15 protein-coding genes and 1 pseudogene are annotated in these 17972 nt (G+C 70.7%); 4 read left to right on the top strand and 12 right to left on the bottom strand.

Going from position 1 to position 17972, the window contains the following annotated elements:
• The first annotated feature begins 15 nt into the window (after positions 1-15).
• Positions 16-993, top strand: coding sequence for an Acg family FMN-binding oxidoreductase (locus tag AMK26_RS20325; RefSeq protein ID WP_073756096.1), 978 nt, complete (start codon positions 16-18; stop codon positions 991-993).
• Between the two features lie 24 nt (positions 994-1017).
• Here the strand turns inward: AMK26_RS20325 and AMK26_RS20320 are convergent, their stop codons facing one another.
• The 6 genes and pseudogenes from AMK26_RS20320 to AMK26_RS38565 form a co-directional block, all read right to left on the bottom strand.
• Positions 1018-1707: a helix-turn-helix domain-containing protein gene (locus tag AMK26_RS20320; RefSeq protein ID WP_073756095.1), complete on the bottom strand. Its 690-nt coding sequence runs from the start codon at positions 1705-1707 to the stop codon at positions 1018-1020.
• 97 nt (positions 1708-1804) lie between these two features.
• Positions 1805-2601, bottom strand: a pseudogene (locus tag AMK26_RS36245) (putative PEP-binding protein); the annotation flags it as partial.
• On the bottom strand, positions 2574-3305 hold the full coding sequence (locus AMK26_RS20310) for an HAD-IA family hydrolase (protein WP_107421010.1): 732 nt from the start codon (positions 3303-3305) through the stop codon (positions 2574-2576). The pseudogene AMK26_RS36245 and the gene AMK26_RS20310, both read right to left, overlap by 28 nt.
• A 193-nt stretch (positions 3306-3498) precedes the next feature.
• Positions 3499-3723 carry a hypothetical protein gene (locus AMK26_RS20305; RefSeq protein WP_073756093.1) on the bottom strand — a complete coding sequence of 75 codons (225 nt, stop codon included), beginning with the start codon at positions 3721-3723 and terminating at the stop codon, positions 3499-3501.
• Between the two features lie 264 nt (positions 3724-3987).
• A complete protein-coding gene (locus AMK26_RS20300) occupies positions 3988-4995 on the bottom strand; it encodes an ABC transporter permease (protein ID WP_073756092.1) in 1008 nt (335 codons plus the stop codon).
• A gap of 150 nt (positions 4996-5145) precedes the next feature.
• On the bottom strand, positions 5146-6645 hold the full coding sequence (locus AMK26_RS38565) for an ATP-binding cassette domain-containing protein (RefSeq protein WP_107420987.1): 1500 nt from the start codon (positions 6643-6645) through the stop codon (positions 5146-5148).
• A 407-nt stretch (positions 6646-7052) separates the two neighbouring features.
• Here AMK26_RS38565 and AMK26_RS20290 point away from each other — a divergent pair, with 407 nt between their 5' ends.
• Both AMK26_RS20290 and AMK26_RS20285 read left to right on the top strand, forming a co-directional pair.
• Entirely contained in the window at positions 7053-7316 is a 264-nt protein-coding gene (locus AMK26_RS20290; RefSeq protein WP_198944121.1) for an SHOCT domain-containing protein, read from the top strand.
• Positions 7317-7330: 14 nt separating this feature from the next.
• Positions 7331-7567 carry a DUF2933 domain-containing protein gene (locus AMK26_RS20285; protein ID WP_073756091.1) on the top strand — a complete coding sequence of 79 codons (237 nt, stop codon included), beginning with the start codon at positions 7331-7333 and terminating at the stop codon, positions 7565-7567.
• 63 nt (positions 7568-7630) lie between these two features.
• On the opposite strand, the gene AMK26_RS20280 is transcribed toward AMK26_RS20285, so the two are convergent.
• The 6 genes from AMK26_RS20280 to AMK26_RS20255 form a co-directional block, all read right to left on the bottom strand.
• On the bottom strand, positions 7631-8638 hold the full coding sequence (locus tag AMK26_RS20280) for a 2-hydroxyacid dehydrogenase (protein WP_073756090.1): 1008 nt from the start codon (positions 8636-8638) through the stop codon (positions 7631-7633).
• 252 nt (positions 8639-8890) lie between these two features.
• The gene (locus AMK26_RS20275; RefSeq protein WP_079277698.1) at positions 8891-11617 is read right to left on the bottom strand and encodes a cation-translocating P-type ATPase; all 2727 of its coding nucleotides are present in this window, start codon (positions 11615-11617) and stop codon (positions 8891-8893) included.
• Between the two features lie 2 nt (positions 11618-11619).
• On the bottom strand, positions 11620-12498 hold the full coding sequence (locus AMK26_RS20270) for a universal stress protein (protein ID WP_073756088.1): 879 nt from the start codon (positions 12496-12498) through the stop codon (positions 11620-11622).
• 202 nt (positions 12499-12700) lie between these two features.
• The gene (gene pflA / locus AMK26_RS20265) at positions 12701-13429 is read right to left on the bottom strand and encodes a pyruvate formate-lyase-activating protein (protein ID WP_073756087.1); all 729 of its coding nucleotides are present in this window, start codon (positions 13427-13429) and stop codon (positions 12701-12703) included.
• Positions 13426-15693, bottom strand: a complete 2268-nt coding sequence (gene pflB / locus AMK26_RS20260; protein WP_073756086.1) for a formate C-acetyltransferase — start codon at positions 15691-15693, stop codon at positions 13426-13428. The genes pflA and pflB overlap by 4 nt, the downstream gene beginning before the upstream one ends.
• A 226-nt stretch (positions 15694-15919) precedes the next feature.
• Positions 15920-16810 (bottom strand): universal stress protein, encoded by an 891-nt coding sequence (locus AMK26_RS20255; protein ID WP_073756085.1) that lies wholly within the window; start codon positions 16808-16810, stop codon positions 15920-15922.
• 263 nt (positions 16811-17073) lie between these two features.
• Here AMK26_RS20255 and AMK26_RS20250 point away from each other — a divergent pair, with 263 nt between their 5' ends.
• Complete coding sequence (locus AMK26_RS20250) at positions 17074-17946, top strand: universal stress protein (RefSeq protein WP_073756084.1); 873 nt, start codon at positions 17074-17076, stop codon at positions 17944-17946.
• Positions 17947-17972: the final 26 nt, after the last annotated feature.

Below are 17972 nucleotides of genomic sequence, written 5' to 3'. Positions count from 1 at the left end.
CTCTCGGAGGCTTCGATGCCCACTCGCACACCTGACGCGAAGTCCGTGACCTCCTGGGTCACCGACGCCGCCATGGCACCGTCCATGCACAACGCCCAGCCTTGGCGGTTCCACTACAGCCAGGCCGATGGTGCGCTGTCGCTGCGCATGGACCCCGCGCGCACGATGCCGCGCACCGACCCCTCCACGCGCGGGCTGCACATCGGATGCGGCGCCGCGCTGTTCAACCTGCGGGTCGCCGCAGCGCACGCGGGGTGGGCAGCGCGGATCCGGCTGATGCCGAAGGGCAGCGACCGGGAGCTGCTGGCCGTGGCGACCTTCGTACAGCTCGACGAGAGCGACGACATCGTCGACCTGTATCCGGCGATCCACAGGCGGCACACGAGCAGGGAGCCGTTCAGTGACGAGACCGTTCCCGACGCGGTGCTCGTCGGGCTGCGCGGTGCCGCACGGGCCGAGGGCGCACGTCTCGACCTGCCGGGTGACTGGCAGATCGAGACCCTGCTCGAGCTCGTGTGGGACGCCGAGCACGCGGAGGAACTCTCCGCGGGCGTGCGTGAGGAGATCGCCCGCTGGATGGCCGGCACGGACAGCGCGCGGTCCGAGGGCATTCCGTCCTACGCGCTGGGCCCCCGCCGCTACGACGGGCGGGCGCCGGTCCGCGACTTCGCCGGCGGCCAGCAGGTCGAGGGAGGTCGGTCTGCGGTGTTCGAGCAGTCTCCCTGTCTCGCGGTCCTCGGCACGCGGGAGGACGAGAGGGAGGACTGGCTGCGCGCCGGCCAGGCGATGGAACGGGTCCTGTTGCAGGCGACGCTGGACGGGCTGTCGACGTCCCTCAACTCCCAGGCACTCGAATGGCCGGAGCTGCGCTGGGCCGTACGTGATCCGGCGTCGGAGACGGGCTACCCGCAGATGCTGATCCGGCTCGGCTACGGCCCCGTGGCCCCCGCGACGCCTCGCAGGCCGGTCTCCGAGATCCTGGTCGTCATGTGACAGCCCGCGTTCAAGGTGAGCACGTCACCGGTCCCGTACGACGATCCGGCGCCCGGTCACCCGACCGGGCGTCACCGTGATCCACAAGTCCCTCGCACCGCCCGCCCACGGCGTGCTGCGGCTGTGTGTCTCCAGTCTCTCCACGGCGTGGGGTTCGGTGACCGTACGGGCCTCACCGACGACGAGGACGCTCCATCCCCGGCTGAACGCGTCGTCGATGCGGTCCACCTCGAAGGCGACCTCGTGTCCGGCCGCGCCGGCCGGCGCGGCGTCCGGGGACGTCCGGTAGGCGATGTCTCCACCGAGCACCTGGTAATTGACCGGGAGGATGGCCGGTCCCGCCTCGGTGGTCACGCCGACGCGGCCCACACCGTTGCTGCCGACCAACTGCCAGCACTCCGATTCGCCGAGCTCGACCAGCTCCGGGTGGTATCCGGCCTGACCGATGCCCGGGGGCAGGTCCACGTTGCCACCGGTCAGCTCGTCGACGCTCGTTTCGAGGGCGTCGGCCAGCCGGAGCAGGAAGCCGATGCCGTGCGTGGCCGGATGCGTCTCCAGGTACTGGATGTACTCGGGTGCCGCACCGGTGCGCCGGGCGAGGTCCTCGTACGACATGCCGAGCTGCTCGCGGCGCGTCGCCACTCGCCTGCCCAGGTCACCGGCCCTGGCCCGCGGCCCGGACGGCGCACCGCCGGTCTGCGGTCGATCGGACATGACGTCACTCCCCTGTCTCGGCGATACGGGAGGCCACAGCGGCCCGCGCCCTTTCACGCTAGGCAGTGACGAAGGGGGTCGCACCCAGGAGTCCGGTTCACCTGCTTGCCTGGGCCTCGGTGGCGTCCAGGGCCGCGCGTCCGGCTTCGAGCCGGGCGACGGGCACCCGGAAGGGTGAGCACGACACGTAGTCCAGGCCCGCCCGGTGGAAGAAGTGCACGGAAGCGGGGTCTCCACCGTGCTCCCCGCAGACGCCGATCTTCAGCCCGGGGCGCGCGGCCCGCCCTTCGGCGACAGCGATCTCGACCAGGCGTCCCACTCCTTCGCGGTCGATGGTCTCGAACGGGGAGGTCTGGAAGATGCCCTTGTCGAGGTACGCCGAGAAGAACGCGGCCTCGACGTCGTCACGGGAGAAACCCCGGGTCGTCTGGGTGAGGTCGTTCGTACCGAAGGAGAAGAACTCCGCGTCCTCGGCGATCCGGCCCGCGGTGAGCGCGGCCCGGGGAAGTTCGATCATCGTTCCTACCGGGCAGTCCAGGGCTACCCCGGTCCCGGCCGCGACCCGCTCCAGGACCCGTCCACTTCCGCCCGTACCAGCCGGAGCTCCTCCACGGCGTCGACCAGCGGCATTATGATCTCGGCCCGGGGATCGCCGCCGGCCCGCTTACGGGCCACGACGGCCTCGGCGATGGCGCGCACCTGCATGGCCACGAGCCCGGGAACGACCAGCCCGAGCCGCACGCCGCGCAGTCCCAGCATGGGGTTCGCCTCGTGCATCCGGGTGACCGCCGCCAGCAGTTCGGTGTCGTGGGGGTCCGGCGACCGCCCCTGGGCATCGTGCCGGACGACGCGCACCGAGAGCTCGGTCAGGTCGGGCAGGAACTCGTGGCGGGGCCGGAACTGCGGTCCACGCCGACGACCAGGCGGAAGCCGCCGCGTCTGCCCGCCTCCATTCCGGCCAGGGAGTCCTCGATCACTGCCGTGCGCCCGGGCGGCAGGCCCAGCCGTCCGGCCGCCTCGAGGAAAAGGTCGGGAGCCGGTTTGCCCGGCAGTCCCAGGCGAGCCGCCTCTGCTCCGTCGACGACGGCGGCGAAGTACGGCAGGGCACCGGACCGGCGGAGCAGCTCCCTGGCGTGCCTGGACGCGGAGGCGGCGGCCATCTCCACCCCGCACGCGCGCAGACGCCGCAGCAAGAGCAGCGTCCCCGGATATGCCTCGATGCCGTGGGTCCTCAGCCGCTCGGTGAAGAGCTGCTCCTTGTAGGCGGCCACCGCTGCGACCGTGTCTGTGTCTGGTGGGTCCGCGAGGGTGCCCGGGGGCAGCGCGACGCGTCGCGAGGCGAGAAAGGACGCTGCCCCGTCCAGGCGCGACTTGCCGTCGACGTATCGCAGGTAGTCGTCCCTGTCGAACGGCCGCCGGGCGGGTGGATCGGTCGGGGGGTGGGCCTTCAGACAGGCGTCGAGGGCGGTCTTCCACGCGGCAGCATGAACACGTGCCGAGTCGGTGATCACTCCATAGGTGTCGAAAACGACTCCCGCCACGCGATGCAAGCAGCCCGAGAGCGCCGTCTCCGGTCTTGTGGACCGCTCGCCGGTCACTGACGGCCGCGGAATCGCCAGGAGCCGGCGGCGCAACCTGTGCTCATGTTTCGGCCTCCAAGCGGTCGGTTACGGTAATCCGTTTCACGCTGGGCGCTCAGTCCTCCATGGTGCCAACGCCGCACGGGTCGACTATGTAGGACGCATCGGCGGGTTCCCCTTCGCTGCCGGCCCCCTCCAAGGCCGGATTCCGTCATTCGTTGACGCGGACGGCGAGAGCCGGGCGGATCGCGGCCGCGCGGCGTGCCGGCCCGACCGTGGCCAGGAGCGAGGCGGCGAAGGTCGCGGCCGCCAGCACACCGATGCTGGTCCATTCGACGGGGAAGCCTCCCCCAAGGCCCTCGAACGCGGCGCTGTTCCGGTACATGAGCCATGTGGTGAGCACCCCGAGCAGGGAGCCGAGCACGATGCCCTCCACCGCGATAAAGGCGCTCCCACAGGAAGGAGCGCTGGACCGTCCGGGCCCTGAAGCCTTGGGCCCGCCAGACGGCGGCGTCGTCGGGCAGCCCGGCCAGCCGCTCACGGAAGGCGATACCGGTGATGGCGCCGTCGGGCACGCCGAGGACCGCCGTGTCCAGCGGCAGGCTGGTGCGCTGCCCGGGGTCGGTGGCCCGGCCGGTCGCGTTGAGCAGCGGGGTGACGGCGGAGATCTCGTCGGCTGCGGGGCCACGGCGGAGGTCCTTCAGCAGCCGGTCCCTGGCCACTTGCGTGTTGTAGTCCAGCGGAGTGAGTATCCGGCGGTGGCGACGGCGACGGCGCTGTTGACGCTGGCGTTGAGGACGCCCGAGATCTGGGTCAGCAGAACGAGCACGAAGACAATCAGTATGTACATCACCAGCGTCGCACCGGTGCGGAACCTCTTGGCCAGGGGGTAGGCGACCGCGAGCCGCGCGGCCAGGCCGGGCTCCGAGGGGCGTTCCAGCAGTCGGCGCGCCGGTCGCAGCAGGGTCTTCTGGTTCTCGCTGACCAGGAACACGGCGGAGAACGCCGCCAGGCTGCCTTGTATGACGTAGACGGACATCGACGGCGTGTCGGAGATCCGGGGTCGGATGATCGGTGCCAGCAGCGTCCAGCCGAGCACTGCCGCCGCCACCAGCGTGGTGGCCGTGCGCCTCGGCAGCACCCGCAACAGTGCGGGTGTGGCGAAGGCGATGGCGAGTGCCGGCATCAGGTAGGTCTGCTCGGCCTGGCTGCGCGCGACGGCGGGGACGGCTGCGAACGCGCACAGCAGGGCCGATGCGCTGGAGACGATCAGCAGTCGGCGCCGGGGCCGTCGTCCCGTCCCGGGCGGAAGGTCGCGGATGGCGGCGATGATGTTAAAGCGACTGATCCGCACGGTCGTCGCGAGGATCGCCAGGAAGGCGATCAGCAGGCCCATGGCCACCCCGTTGAGGACTCTGGTGGGCGTGACGGCGAAGACGATCTCGATGCTGCTCCCGCCGACCGACCAGCCGCGGAAGATCTCCGCGGCGACCACGGCGACTCCCCAGCCGACGCCGATGGCGACCCCGGGCAGCGCGGACAGCAGGGCGTAAGCGGCCCCTTCGAGGGTGAAGGAACCGATCAGGCGCGAGCGCCTCATGCCGACGGCGCGCACCATGCCCCTCTGGGGTTTCCGCTCTTCTCCCAGCATGACGAAGATGTTCACCAGCAGCAGGGCCCCGGCGATGATGCTGAAGCTGCCGATCATGATTGAAGAGCACTCCCAGGGAGTCCCCGGCGGCTTTGGCGTCCCGCAGTACGGTGTGCTTCGGCGTCTCGATCGCGGACTGGCCGGCGAGCGGGCCCAGCGCCTCGCGGATGTCGGCGGTCACCGCGCCGGTCAGTGCGTCGCCGCTCTCTACACCGCCGCGGTTGGACACGAAGGTGACCGAGCACGGCTCCGCCCCGGCCTCTCGGGCAGCGGCGGTGAGGGTGCCGGGAGGCAGGAACGCGTCACGGGTGAGCCTGCCGCCCAGGCCCACGCCCGCCAGTCCCTCCTGGGGAACCACACGGTCCACCCGGAACGTGTGCGGTGCCCCGAACAGGTACAGCGTGATCCGTTGCCCGGCCCCACCTGAAGTGACCGGGCCAGAGGGTCGTTGAGCACGACATGGCCGGGCTTCGGGTTGGCACCGTCGAGCCCCGAGTCGCCTCCCGCCGCTCCGAAGCGGGACGCCTCCGGGAAGTGCATTTGCCAGGCGAGCACCCGTGGTTCGGCGACCGGCCTGCCGCCGGGCCGGCTGGTCGCGGCGGCCTGCGTGGCCTCGGCGTGCAGCACACCGTCGACGTCGGGATTCGCGGCCAGTGTGCCGAGCCGGTCGACGGCGGTACGTCCGGTCGGGCCAGGAGGTGTGATCACGCGCTCGTCGACCGGACCGAGTGTCCGGTACGCCTCCTGACGTACCGGAAAGTTCAGGGTGTCCCCGACGACCAGGCGCCGACGATGATGGCCGTTCCGAGCACCGATCCGCTGATCACGAGCGCGGCCTCGGTCTTGCGGCGGGCGAGCTGGCGGAAGGCGAGCCGACGGGAGACCGGCTGCCTGACGGCGACCAGCAGGAGGGCCGCGAGGGCCATCGCGAGGATGATGAGCAGCGCGGCCAGGAGGTTGGGGTGCATGGTCAGCCCAAGGGTGAAGTGGTGTCCTGCCGGACGAGGTGACGTGTCGGCGGACATCGTCGACGAGTCGGCCGTCGCGCATACGGATCAGCCGGGGGACGCGGTCGCCGATGGCGCTGTCGTGGGTGACCAGGACGATGGTCTGGCCCTCGTCATGGTTCAGCTCGCAGAGCAGGTCCATGACCTGGGTGGCCATCGCGCTGTCGAGGTTGCCGGTGGGCTCGTCCGCCCACACGATGGCCGGGCGCCCGGCCAGAGCGCGGGCAATGGTCACCCGTTGCTGTTCGCCACCCGACATCTCGCTGGGCCGGTGGTCGACGCGGTGGCCGAGCCCGACCCGGTCGAGCATGTCCAGTCCCCGGCGCCTGGCCTCGCGTGGCCGGGTGCCGACGAGCAACAGGGGAAGCTCGACGTTCTCGACCGCGGAGAAGACCGGAATGAGGTTGAACGCCTGGAAGACGAAGCCCATGGTCCGGGCCCGGAGCTCGGTACGGGCGGCGTCCGACATCGAGAACAGGTCGTGGCCGTCGACCACCACCCGTCCGCCGTCGATGTCGTCCAGTCCGGACAGGCAGTTCAGCAAGGTGGTCTTTCCCGACCCGAACGGGCCCATGACGCCCACCATCTCGCCCGAGCCCACCGTGAGGTCCAGGTCCAGCAGGGCGGGCACCGCCACGGATCCCGTCCGGTAGACCTTCTGTACTCCGGTCGCGATGAGGAGTGGCTGGTGGATGTTCATGCATCCATCCCAGGCCGGGACAGATGCTCACCGCTAGAGCCGCATGGCCCGCCCTGGCGCCATTGGGCCCTGTCGTGCCTGCACACCCATACGCGCCCGAATCTTCCGGAGCTGAAAGCCCCGACGCGAGGGGGGAGCGCGACGGGGCGTGGTCCTCGTGTGCCCGCTCCGCGGGCGGTTACGCGGACACATCTCCATGTCGGCCTCCGCGCTCTCGCGCGGTGCCCCGGGAAGGGCATTCGAGGCGGACACCGCACGCATGCCTTCCGCTCGTGCAAAGGCTGATCGGCAGCCAAGGCGGGCCACTCGGCCCCTGTGCCGCCACCGCGCGGGAGAGACGCTGAAGGGGAAGAACCCCTTCAGGACGGGCCTCATGCCCTACCGAGTGCCGAAGCTGGTGACTGGCGATGATGTTCTGGTACGACCACAACATGAACGGCTGGGGCTGGTTCGCGATGTCGATCAGCATGGTCCTTTTCTGGGCGCTGATCATCACCGCAACCGTGCTGCTCTTCCGCGTCCTGAACAGGCCGCACGAGCACACACACGTCCCCGCCCCTCCCACGCCGGTGCAGATCCTTCGCGATCGCCTCGCCCGCGGTGAGGTCGACGAGGACGAATACCGGCGCCTCATGACCGAGCTGAACGCCGGTCCTCCTCATCAGCCATGAGAGGGAGGCCCACGATGAGCAACAACGGCAACACTGGCTTGTACGCGATCGCCGTCGTCGGCGCCCTGTGGGCGGGCGTGCCGCTGGGCGCGCTGGCTTGGCTGATACTCGTTGTCGCTTGCCCGCTCGGGATGATGTTCATGACGCGCGGCATGCACAGCTCCGGTACGCACCGGAACGGTCGCGAGGACGAGGAGGACGACGACACCCTGTACCGGCGCGAGGAGCGACGGCCCGGTGGCCGTTCCTGAGGTGCTCTCGCAGCAACGCCGACCGCAACCCGGCTGGAACGGGCCCGCCGGCCCGCGCCAAGCTCAGGAGCGACCGGCCGGTGGCACGAGGGTGTTTTCGCTGGACCGTCCGGCGAGGTAGTCCTCGATGTTGCGCACGGTGGTGCCGATGATCTGCCCGACGGCGTCCTTCGTGAAGTATGCCTGATGGGACGTGATCAGCACGTTCCGGAAAGTCATCAGGCGGGCGAGGACGTCGTCGGTCATCACCTCCAGGGACTTGTCCATGAAGAAGACACCGGCTTCCTCTTCGTAGACGTCCAGGCCCACGCCATCAAGGCGGCCGTCGCGCAGGGTCTCCACCAGAGCCGGGGCGTCGATGAGGCCGCCGCGGCTGGTGTTGATCAGGATGGCGTCCCGTTTCATCATTCCGAGCGCGGCGGCGTCCACCAAGTGGTGGGTCTCCGGCACCAGCGGCACGTGCAGGCTGATCAGGTCTGACTCCGCGAAGAGGCGGTCTCGCTCGACGTACTTCATGCCCAGCTTCCGGCATTCGGGGTTCTCGGCGATGTCCCAGCCGAGCAGGCGCATACCGAATCCATGGGCAATCCGCGTGAAGGCGGTGCCGATTTTGCCCGTGCCCAGGATGCCGACGGTGCGGCCGTGCAGGTCACGGCCCATCAAGCCGGTCAGCCGGAAGTCGAACTCGCGGGTGCGGCTCGTCGCCCGGGCTACGCGGCGATTCACCGCGAGGGCCAGGGCCCAGGCAAACTCGGCAACGGCGTACGGGGAGTAGTACGACACACGGGCCACACCGATGCCACGTCTGCGGGCCTCCTCGACGTCGATGTTGTTGTAGCCGGTGGAGCGCTGGACGATCATTCGTGTGCCGCCCTGGCCGAGGATCCGCAGGACTGCCGCGTCCAGGATGTCGTTCACACTGCTGCTCACGATCTCGTGCCCGGTAGCCGCGGCAGCGGTGTCCTCGTCGAGCGGAAACTCAAGGCACCGCACTTCGTGCCGCCCTTCAAGCGCCTCCTCCAGCAGCGGACGCTCGTCGGAGAGCACTCCGTACGCGACGATCTCAGTCATGGCCTTGCTCCTCTCCCCCAGCCGCCGTGCGGAACGCCCGGCACAGCGGCCGGCCGTGCGGAACGGGCAGCCGACACGCTGCCGTGGAGGAGCATGCGACCGACCCGGCTCACCAGCATGCCGTCAGACTCCTTGATACGGCCGGAGCCACCCCGTCAAGCTTCGTAGCACGCAGCTCTGCCGAGTCGGTCTGCTCAGGTAAGCGCTCGAATCCCCGACCACATGGGCCTTCCCGTGCGCCCGAGCGAAGACTCACGCGGCGGACGGCCGTAGGGAGCGCCAGGCGTGCTCGGTCAACAGCGCGGTGGAGGCGACGGCGAAGCAGATCATCCATTGGGACAAGTCCAGGGAGACGGTGTCGAAGATTCCCTGGGCCAACGGAACCTGTACCGCGATGACCTGAAGGGTGAGGACGGCGGTCAGACAGATCCACAAGGTGCGGTTGCGCAGCTGGTGGCGGCCCAGGACGGAACCGTCCTCAGTGCGCGCTGCCAGGGCGTTGCACAGTTGGAAGAGAACGAAGGTGGTAAAAGCCATCGTGGAGGCGGTCGCCGTGTCCGCAAGGTGGCGGGCGACGGCGAAGACGGCCACGGTGCCGCTGGCCATGATGGCGCCGGAACGGGTGATGGCGGCCAGACGGCGGACATTGAGGATGCGTTCGCTGGGCGCGCGCGGCGGGCGGTGCATCACGTTGCGCCGCGGGGGGTCGATGCCCAGGGCCATGGCGGGCGGCCCGTCCATGATGATGTTGACCCACAGCAGCTGGATCGCGGACATGGGGGCGGGCAGTCCGGCCAGCACTGTGGCGAGGAGCGTGAGAATGGCGCCGATGTTGGTCGAGAGCTGGAAGCGGACGAAGGTGACGATGTTGTCATAAATGGACCGACCCTCACGGACCGCGCGGACGATGGTGGAGAAGTCGTCGTCGGTCAGGACCATGTCGGCGGCCTCTTTGGCGACGTCAGTCCCGGTGACGCCCATCGCGACGCCGATGTGCGCGGCGCGCAGGGCCGCGGCGTCGTTGACGCCGTCTCCGGTCATGGCCACGATGTGGCCGCGCTGGGAGAGCGCGCGGACGATGGTCACCTTGTGTTCGGGAGCGACGCGGGCCAAGACGGCGATGTCGTCGATGCGGTCGGCGAGGTTCTCGGGGCTCAGCCCGCTCAGCTCGGTGCCGGTGACGACGTCGCCGGTGATGCCGAGTTCGCGGGCGATGGCGGCGGCGGTGTCGGCATGGTCCCCTGTGATCATTTTGACGGTGATACCGGCGGCCTGGGCGAGGGCGACCGCGTCGCGGACCTGGGAGCGGGGCGGGTCGGCGATGCCGGCTATCGCGGTCAGGGTCAGCCCGGTCACTTCTGCCGGGTGGAGCTGGTCGGTGGTGCCGTCCCGGTCGGGCGGGCCGGTGACGCCGGTGGCCGCGCCGAGGACGCGCAAACCCTGGCCCCCCATCTGCCGGGCGGCGTCGGTGACCTCACGGCGGCGTTCGGCATTCAGGAGCGCGGGCCCGTGTTCCGTCAGGACATGGGTGCAGCGGTCCAGCAGGACGTCCACGGCTCCCTTGACATGGGTGCGAATGCGGCCGCCGTCGTCGGCGTGGAAGGTGGCCATGTACTTGGCGGCCGGGTCGAAGGGCACCTCACCCGTACGCGGCGTGTCCGTACGCAGTTGGGCCGGCAGACCCGCTTTGGCGGCCAGCACGAGCAGTGCGGCCTCCGTGGGGTCGCCGATGACGTTGTCCGGGGTGAAGCGGGCGTCGTTGCACAAGGCGAACGGCAACACCGCGTCACCCAGGTTCGCACCGCGCTCCCCGTCGGTGGGGCGCACCGTGCCGGCGGTGTCGTAGCCTTCGCCGGTCACGTCGTAGCTGCGCCCGGCGGTCCACAGGGTGCGGGTGGTCATCTCGTTCATGGTCAGGGTGCCGGTCTTGTCGCTGCAGACGACGGTCGCCGAACCGAGTGCCTCGACGGAGGCGAGGCGTTTGACGATGGCACCGCGGCGTGCCATGCGGTAGACGCCCAGGGCCAGGGTGAGCGCGAGCACGGCGGGCAGGCCCTCGGGGATCGCGGCGACCGCCAGGGCCACTGCCCGCAACGCGAGTTCGCTCAGCTCCTCGCCACGCAGAAGGGCCGCGAGCACGTAGGTGGCCACGGCGATGCCGCTGATGAGCGCCAGGCGTCGGCCCAGGCTGTCCATCTGGGTCTGGAGCGGGCTGGGCGGTTCCGCGCCGGTGCGTAGTGCCTCGGCGATCACGCCCACCTCGGTGCACATTCCGGTGGCCGTGACGACCATCTCGGCGCGGCCCCGGGTCAGCGCGGTGTTCATGAACAGCATGCCGGTGCGCTCGGCGACGGGTACGGGGGCGTTTCCGTCGGACGCGGTGGGTGCCGTCGTCTTGGCGACAGGCCGGGACTCCCCGGTCAGCGCGGCCTCGGCGGCTTCGACCGACTGCGAAACCACCAGGCGCCCGTCGGCCGGGACTCGGTCGCCGGCTTCCAGAAGCACGACATCGCCTGGGACCAGGGTGCCGGCCTGGATTATCTTCACGTGGCCGTCGCGGCGTACACGCGCGGTGGGGACCAGCATTCGGCGCAAGGCTTCCAGGCTGCGCTCGGCACGCCGTTCTTGGAGGTAGCCGATGGTGGCGTTGATGAGGAGGACGACGGCGATGACGACGGCGTCCTTGATGTCCCCGATGATTCCGGCGACGACGGCGGCAGCCAGCAGGATGCCGATCAGCCAGCTGCGGAACTGGTCCAGCAGACGCAGCCACTGCGATCGGGGGGCCGGCTCGGCCAGTTCGTTGGCTCCCCAGGAGGCGGCCCGCTGCTCGGCCTCCGCCGTGGTCAGGCCCATGGCCGGGATCACTGTGAGCAGGGCCGCCACCTCGGCTGCGTCCCGCCCGTGGGCGTCCGTCACCGGCTGCGGGGTCGTCCGCACGGGCGGGGCGTCGGGAGGTGCTGGGGTTCGCTGAGGCATGGTCACTCCTTGCCTCGGACGACAACCACGGGGCAGTGTGCGTGGTGCAGCAGGGCCTGGCTGACGGAGCCCAGCATCAAGCCGGTGAATCCGCCGCGCCCTCGGGCGCCCACCACCATCAGCTGGGCGGAGCGGCTGGCTTCGATCAGCGCCTCCCGCGTTCCCGCGCGCACCACCTTGTGCTTCACCACGACGTCCGGGTACCGCTCCTGACAGCCGGCGAGCGCCTCGGAGAGCAGACGCTCCTCCTCCTCGGCCAACGCGCCTGGCGGGTTCGCGTACGGCACCGACGCGTCCCGTGGTGCGGGCATCGGCGCGTTCCACGTGGTCCACGCGTGCAGCGCCACCAGCGGCGCCTTCCGCAGTTCCGCCTCGGCGAAGGCGAAAGCCATCGCCCGCTCGCCCGCGGCGGAACCGTCGACGCCCAGGACGACGGGACCGTCGGTATTGGCCCGCTCGCGCACCACCAGCACGGGGCACCGGCCGTGCGCGGCCAGGTGTACCGCTGTCGACCCGACCAACAGCCCGACGAATCCGCCCATGCCCCGGGACCCGACGACCACCAGCTGGGCCGTTCGCGACTGCGCCTCGAGGACGGTCAACGGCTCACCGGTCACCACCACATCGGTGACGTCGATGTCCGGTGCCGCCGTCCGGGCCCGCTCGACCGCCTCGGCCACCAGCCGGTCGGCCATCTTCCGCAATCCGCCCTCGGGCGGCCCCAGCGGCGACGGTCCCAGGGACACGTGCAGGGCCGGCCAGATGAACGCGTGCACCACCTTCAGCCTCGCCCCACGTGCCCGCGCCTCCGGTGCCGCCACGTCCACCGCGGCAAGGCTCGACGCCGACCCGTCCACTCCCACGACCACCAGACCACTCACGGTGCCCTCCTACGTCAAAACGGCATACCTTCCAGGCCCTAAGCTCCACGAGCCATTCCTCCACCGACAGGGGCCCCATGGCCTTCGCCAGGGCCGACCGGACCTTTGTGAGGCGACACCCCATGGCCGCAACCGGCCTTGGGACGTCGCCCCCGCCCATTGCATGAATCACCGTGTGCGTGACCGTGAGAAACCCTGTCGCTCACAGCGCGCGAAGGCCGTGGGCGCGGAACTGTTCGCGTACACGATCGACCAGAGCACCGTCGGGGACAGGGTTGTCCCGGAGGGGGAAGGGAATGCGGAGCGCGTCGTATTTGGATGCGCCGAGCTTGTGGAAGGGGAGGACGTCGACCCGTTCGACGTTGTCCAGATCCGCGAGGTGACGGGCCAGTCCTTCGACGGCTACCAGGTCGTCGGTCCAGCCGGGAACGAGGACGTATCGGATCCAGGCGGGAACGCCCAGTCGGTTCAGCCGGGTGGCGAAGTCGAGAGTCGGGGCGAGGTGGCCACCGGTCAGCCGGCGGTATACCGCGGTGTCGAAGGATTTGATGTCGAGCAGGACGAGATCGGTGTCGGCCAGGAGCGCATCGTCGGCCCTGCGGCCGAGGGCTCCGGATGTGTCCAGGGCGGTGTGCAGGGCGAGCTCCTTGCACCGGTGCAACACGTCGGCGGTGAAGGCGGGCTGGAGCAGGGGTTCGCCCCCGGTGAGGGTCACTCCGCCGCCCGCGAGGCCGGTGAACCGGCGGTACCGCTCGATACGGGTGACGACGTCGTCCACGGTGACCTGCTGTCCGTCACGCAGGTGCCACGTGTCGGGGTTGGCGCAGTACAGACAGCGCAGCGGGCAGCCGTTGAGGAAGAGGACGAACCGGGTCCCGGGCCCGTCCACGCCGGTGGACAGGTCCCAGGAGTGGATACGGCCCGTGGTCATCGTGCACCGTGGAACGTGCGGTTGATGACGTCCAGCTGCTGCTCACGGGTGAGCCGGACGAAGTTGACGGCGTATCCGGAGACGCGGATGGTCAGGTCCGGGTACTTCTCCGGGTGCTCCATGGCGTCCTGAAGCGTGGCCCGGTCGAGCACGTTGACGTTCATGTGGAAGCCGCCCGCGGCGGTGTAGGCGTCGAGGATGCCCACGAGGTTCCCGGCGCGTTCCGCGGGGTCGTGTCCCAGACCCTCGGGGGTGATGGTGGAGGTCAGGGAGACGCCGTCGCGCGCCTGGTCGTAGGGGATTTTGGCGACGGAGAGGGCGGACGCGGCCATGCCGTGGTGATCGCGGCCGTTCATCGGGTTGGCGCCCGGGGCGAAGGGCGTGCCGGCGCGGCGGCCGTCGGGGGTGTTGCCGGTGTGCTTGCCGTACACGACGTTGGAGGTGATGGTGAGTACCGACTGGGTGTGCTCGGCGTTGCGGTAGGCGGGGTGGTGGCGCACCTTGGCCATGAAGGAGCGGACGAGGCCGACGGCGATGTCGTCGGCGCGGTCGTCGTCGTTCCCGTAGGCCGGGTAGTCGCCCAGGACCCGGTAGTCGGCGGCGAGCCCCGTGGCGTCCCGGATGACCTGCACCCGGGCGTGCTTGACGGCCGAGAGGCTGTCGGCGGCCACGGACAGGCCCGCGATGCCGCAGGCCAGGGTGCGGTGCACGGGGTGGTCGTGCAGGGCCATCCCGATGCGCTCGTAGGCGTATTTGTCGTGCATGTAGTGGATGACGTTCAGGGCGTTGACGTAGGTGGCGGCCAGCCAGTCCAGCATGGTGTCGTACGCCTTCGCGAGCTGGTCGTAGTCGAGGTACTCGCCGGTCAGCGGGGCCGTCGCGGGGCCCACCTGCTCGCCGGTCATCTCATCGCGGCCGCCGTTGATCGCGTACAGCAGGGCCTTGGCGAGGTTGACGCGGGCTCCGAAGAACTGCATCTGCTTGCCCACCGCCATCGCGGAGACGCAGCAGGCGATGGCCGTGTCGTCGCCGGTGCGGACGCGAAGGAGGTCGTCGGACTCGTACTGGAGGGAGCTGGTGTCGATGGACACCTGGGCGCAGAACCGCTTGAAGCCCTGGGGCAGCCGGGAGGACCACAGCACGGTCAGGTTGGGCTCAGGAGCGGGGCCGAGGTTGTACAGGGTCTGGAGGAAGCGGAAGGAGGTGCGGGTGACCAGGGGCCTGCCGTCCTCCCCGATGCCGCCGATGGACTCGGTGACCCACGTCGGATCACCGGAGAAGAGGGAGTCGTACTCCGGGGTGCGCAGGAACCGCACGATCCTCAGCTTGATCACGAAGTCGTCGACGAGCTCCTGGGCGCGGCTCTCGTCGATGACCCCCTCATCGAGGTCGCGTTGCAGGTAGACGTCCAGGAACGTCGAGGTGCGGCCCAGGGACATCGCGGCGCCGTTCTGCTCCTTCACCGCGGCGAGGAAGCCCAGGTACAGCCACTGGACGGCCTCGTGCGCGGTGGCGGCGGGCCGTGAGACGTCGCAGCCGTAGGAGGCCGCCATGCGTTCCAGCTCGCCCAGCGCCCTGATCTGCTCGGCCAGTTCCTCACGGTCGCGGATCACGTCCTCCGTGGACGGGATGTCGTCCAGCCGCGCCCGCTCGGCGTGCTTCGCCTCGGTCAGCCGGCCGGTTCCGTACAGGGCGACGCGTCGGTAGTCGCCGATGATCCGGCCCCGCCCGTACGCGTCGGGCAGGCCCGTGATGATGCCGGCCTTGCGGGCGCGCAGCATCTCGGGGGTGTAGGCGTCGAAGACGCCGTCGTTGTGGGTCTTGCGGTAGGTGCCGAAGACCGTGGTGACGAACGGATCCGGTGCGAAGCCGTACGCGCGCAGGCCGTTCTCGACCGTGCGCAGCCCGCCGTTGGGCATGATGGCCCGCTTCAACGGAGCGTCGGTCTGCAGTCCGACGATCAGTTCCTGGTTCCGGTCGATGTAGCCGGGCGCGTGGGAGGTGATGGTGGAGGGCGTCGTGGCATCGACATCGAGGATGCCCTTGCGTCGCTCCTCGGGGAAGAGGGCGGCGACGGTGTTCCACACGGCGAGGGTGCGGTCGGTGGGCCCGGCGAGGAACGCGGCGTCACCCTCGTACGGCGTGTGATTCGCCTGGATGAACTCGCGGACGTCGATGTGCCGCCGCCACTGGTCACCGGTGAAACCGCGCCACGCGATGTCGGTGGGGCCGGCGCCGACGGGGGGCTGGACGGTCACAGTCATCTCGTCATCTCCAGAGTGCGGGGGCGGGCGGGGGCGGGTGCCCCCCGGCCTCGCCTTCGATGGTCGTCGCCCGCCGTACGGCGGCGGCAGAGCCGAAAAAGCCGGTTGAGCCGCCGGACGGTCCCCGGGTACCGGGCGACGGAGGGCCGGTGGTCCCGAGGGCGCGGCCGGGGCGGGCTGCCGGCCCTCTTCAGCCGCGCTCCGTGTCGGCGCGACGGCGCCACCGTCAGTCGTGCGGCACGACGGCGACGGGGGCCTGGGAGTGGTGGATGACGGCGTGGGTGACGGCGCCGATGTGGGTGCCGATCCGCGCACGCCGGTTGCGGCGACCGACCACGATCAGCCGGGCGTCCCGCGAGGCCTCCGCGAGGTCCTGCGCCGGCCGGCCCTGATGGCATTCGGGGACAACGGGGACGTCCGGGTACTTATCCGTCCACGGGGCCAGCGCCTCGTCGAGCGCCCGGCGCGCGTCCTGGGCCACCTCCGTCATCAGCAGCGGCAGGGCGCCCCCCATGTCGGGCCCGTAGACCGCCGGGACGGCCCAGCTGTGCAGCACCCGCAGTCCGCAGCCATATCGGTCGGCCGCGGCGAAGCCGAAGGCGAGCACCTCGTCACCCGGGCTCGCCACGTCCAGTCCGAGCACGACCTCCCCCGCCGGACCGCCCGCCCCGGCAGGGTCGTCCTCCCGGGGCGCCCGGTGGGTGTGCGGGCGTACGAGGACGACTGGGCGGCGGATGCGGCCGAGTACGGCCAGGGAGACGGACCCGGCCAGGAACCCTGCCAGGCCGCCGAGGCCGCGGGAGCCCAGGACCAGCAGTTCCGCTTCGTTGCCGGCCGCGCAGAGCACCTCGACCGCGTCGCTCGAGGTCCATTCCGTCTCGACGTCGAGGGCCGGGTGGCGCCGGCGCAGCCGCCTCTCCGCCGCACCGAGCGTCCGCTCCCCCCAGCCGCGTGCCACGATCGGGTCGACGAGAAGCGTGCGCGGGTCGCCGTCGCCGCACCAGGCCTGGAGCAGGCGCAGGGGCACCGCGCGACGCACGGCCTCCTCGGCGGCCCAGTCCACGGCAGCGAGGCTTTCCCGGGATCCGTCAAGGCCGACGGTGACGGTGGAAGACATGGAAGCGCTCCTTGGGAGAGGGGGAACTGCGCCTCCCACAGTGGTCGGCCGGTGCCGGCCGCACAGGAGGCCACAAGTCCCTGCCGGAGGCCAGTGGTCCTCATTCACGCGCGGGAGCGGCCATGGCCACCGCCTCACGGCCCGAACGGCCGGGACGGAGGGCCGACCGGCCCTCGGCGGGTGGGGGCCGTCTCGCCGATGCTGGGGGAACAGAGAGCCGGCCGAAGCGGCCGTGCCCGTAGAACCGTATGGAGGCATCCCCCATGACCCGTGCCATCGTCGTAGGAGTGGACGGATCCGCGGAGAGCCTGGCCGCGGTCGACTGGGCGGCGCGCGAGGCCGTCGTGCGCGGCCTTCCGCTGCGCGTCGTGCACGCCTGGCTGTGGCAGCCGCTGGACGTGCCCGTGGTGCAGGACAGGGAGACGCAGGCCAAGTCGGCCAACGCCGTGCTACGGGAGGCGGTGACGCGCGTCGCCGGAAGGTACCCGGACCTCGCCCTCACCTCCGAGGTCGTGCAGGACACAGCGGTCGCCGCGCTGCTGAGGGAGGCCGAGGCGTCCGGCATGCTGGTACTCGGCTCCCGGGGACACGGCGCGCTCGTGGGCTTCCTCCTCGGCTCGTACGGGCAACAGGTGATCGCCGCCTCGGCCCGGCCGGTGGTGTCCGTTCGCGCCCGGAACGCGCAGGAGCACCGGTCGACGGGCGGCGAGGTGGTCGTGGGCCAGCAGGGCACGCCGCAGGACAGCGACGCGGTGCTGGGCTTCGCCTTCGAGGCGGCAGCCGTACGAGGCGCGGCCGTGCGAGCGGTCAGGGCCTGGAGCCTGCCGCCGATCTACGCCTACAGCCCCGGATCGATGCGCCTCGCGGACGAGGCGGGAGGGCTCGAACCCTTCGAACGGAAGGCTCTGGCGGAGGCGCTGGCGCCGTGGCGCGCGCGGTTTCCCGACGTCCCGGTGACCGAGCACGTCGAGATCGGCAGCGCGGGGCAGGTGCTGCTGTCGGCCCTGTCGGACGCGCAGTTGCTCGTGGTCGGCCGCAGGGCGCGCCGCGGCCCCGTGGGCACCCGCATCGGCTCGGTCGCCCACGCCGCCCTGCACCACGCCCCCTGCCCCGTTGCGGTCGTCCCGCACGACTGACTCGTCGTGGCCCCCGACGCGCGCGG

Source organism: Streptomyces sp. CB03234, from assembly GCF_001905885.1.
GTDB lineage: Bacteria > Actinomycetota > Actinomycetes > Streptomycetales > Streptomycetaceae > Streptomyces.
This window is presented reverse-complemented; position numbering and strand designations above follow the sequence as displayed.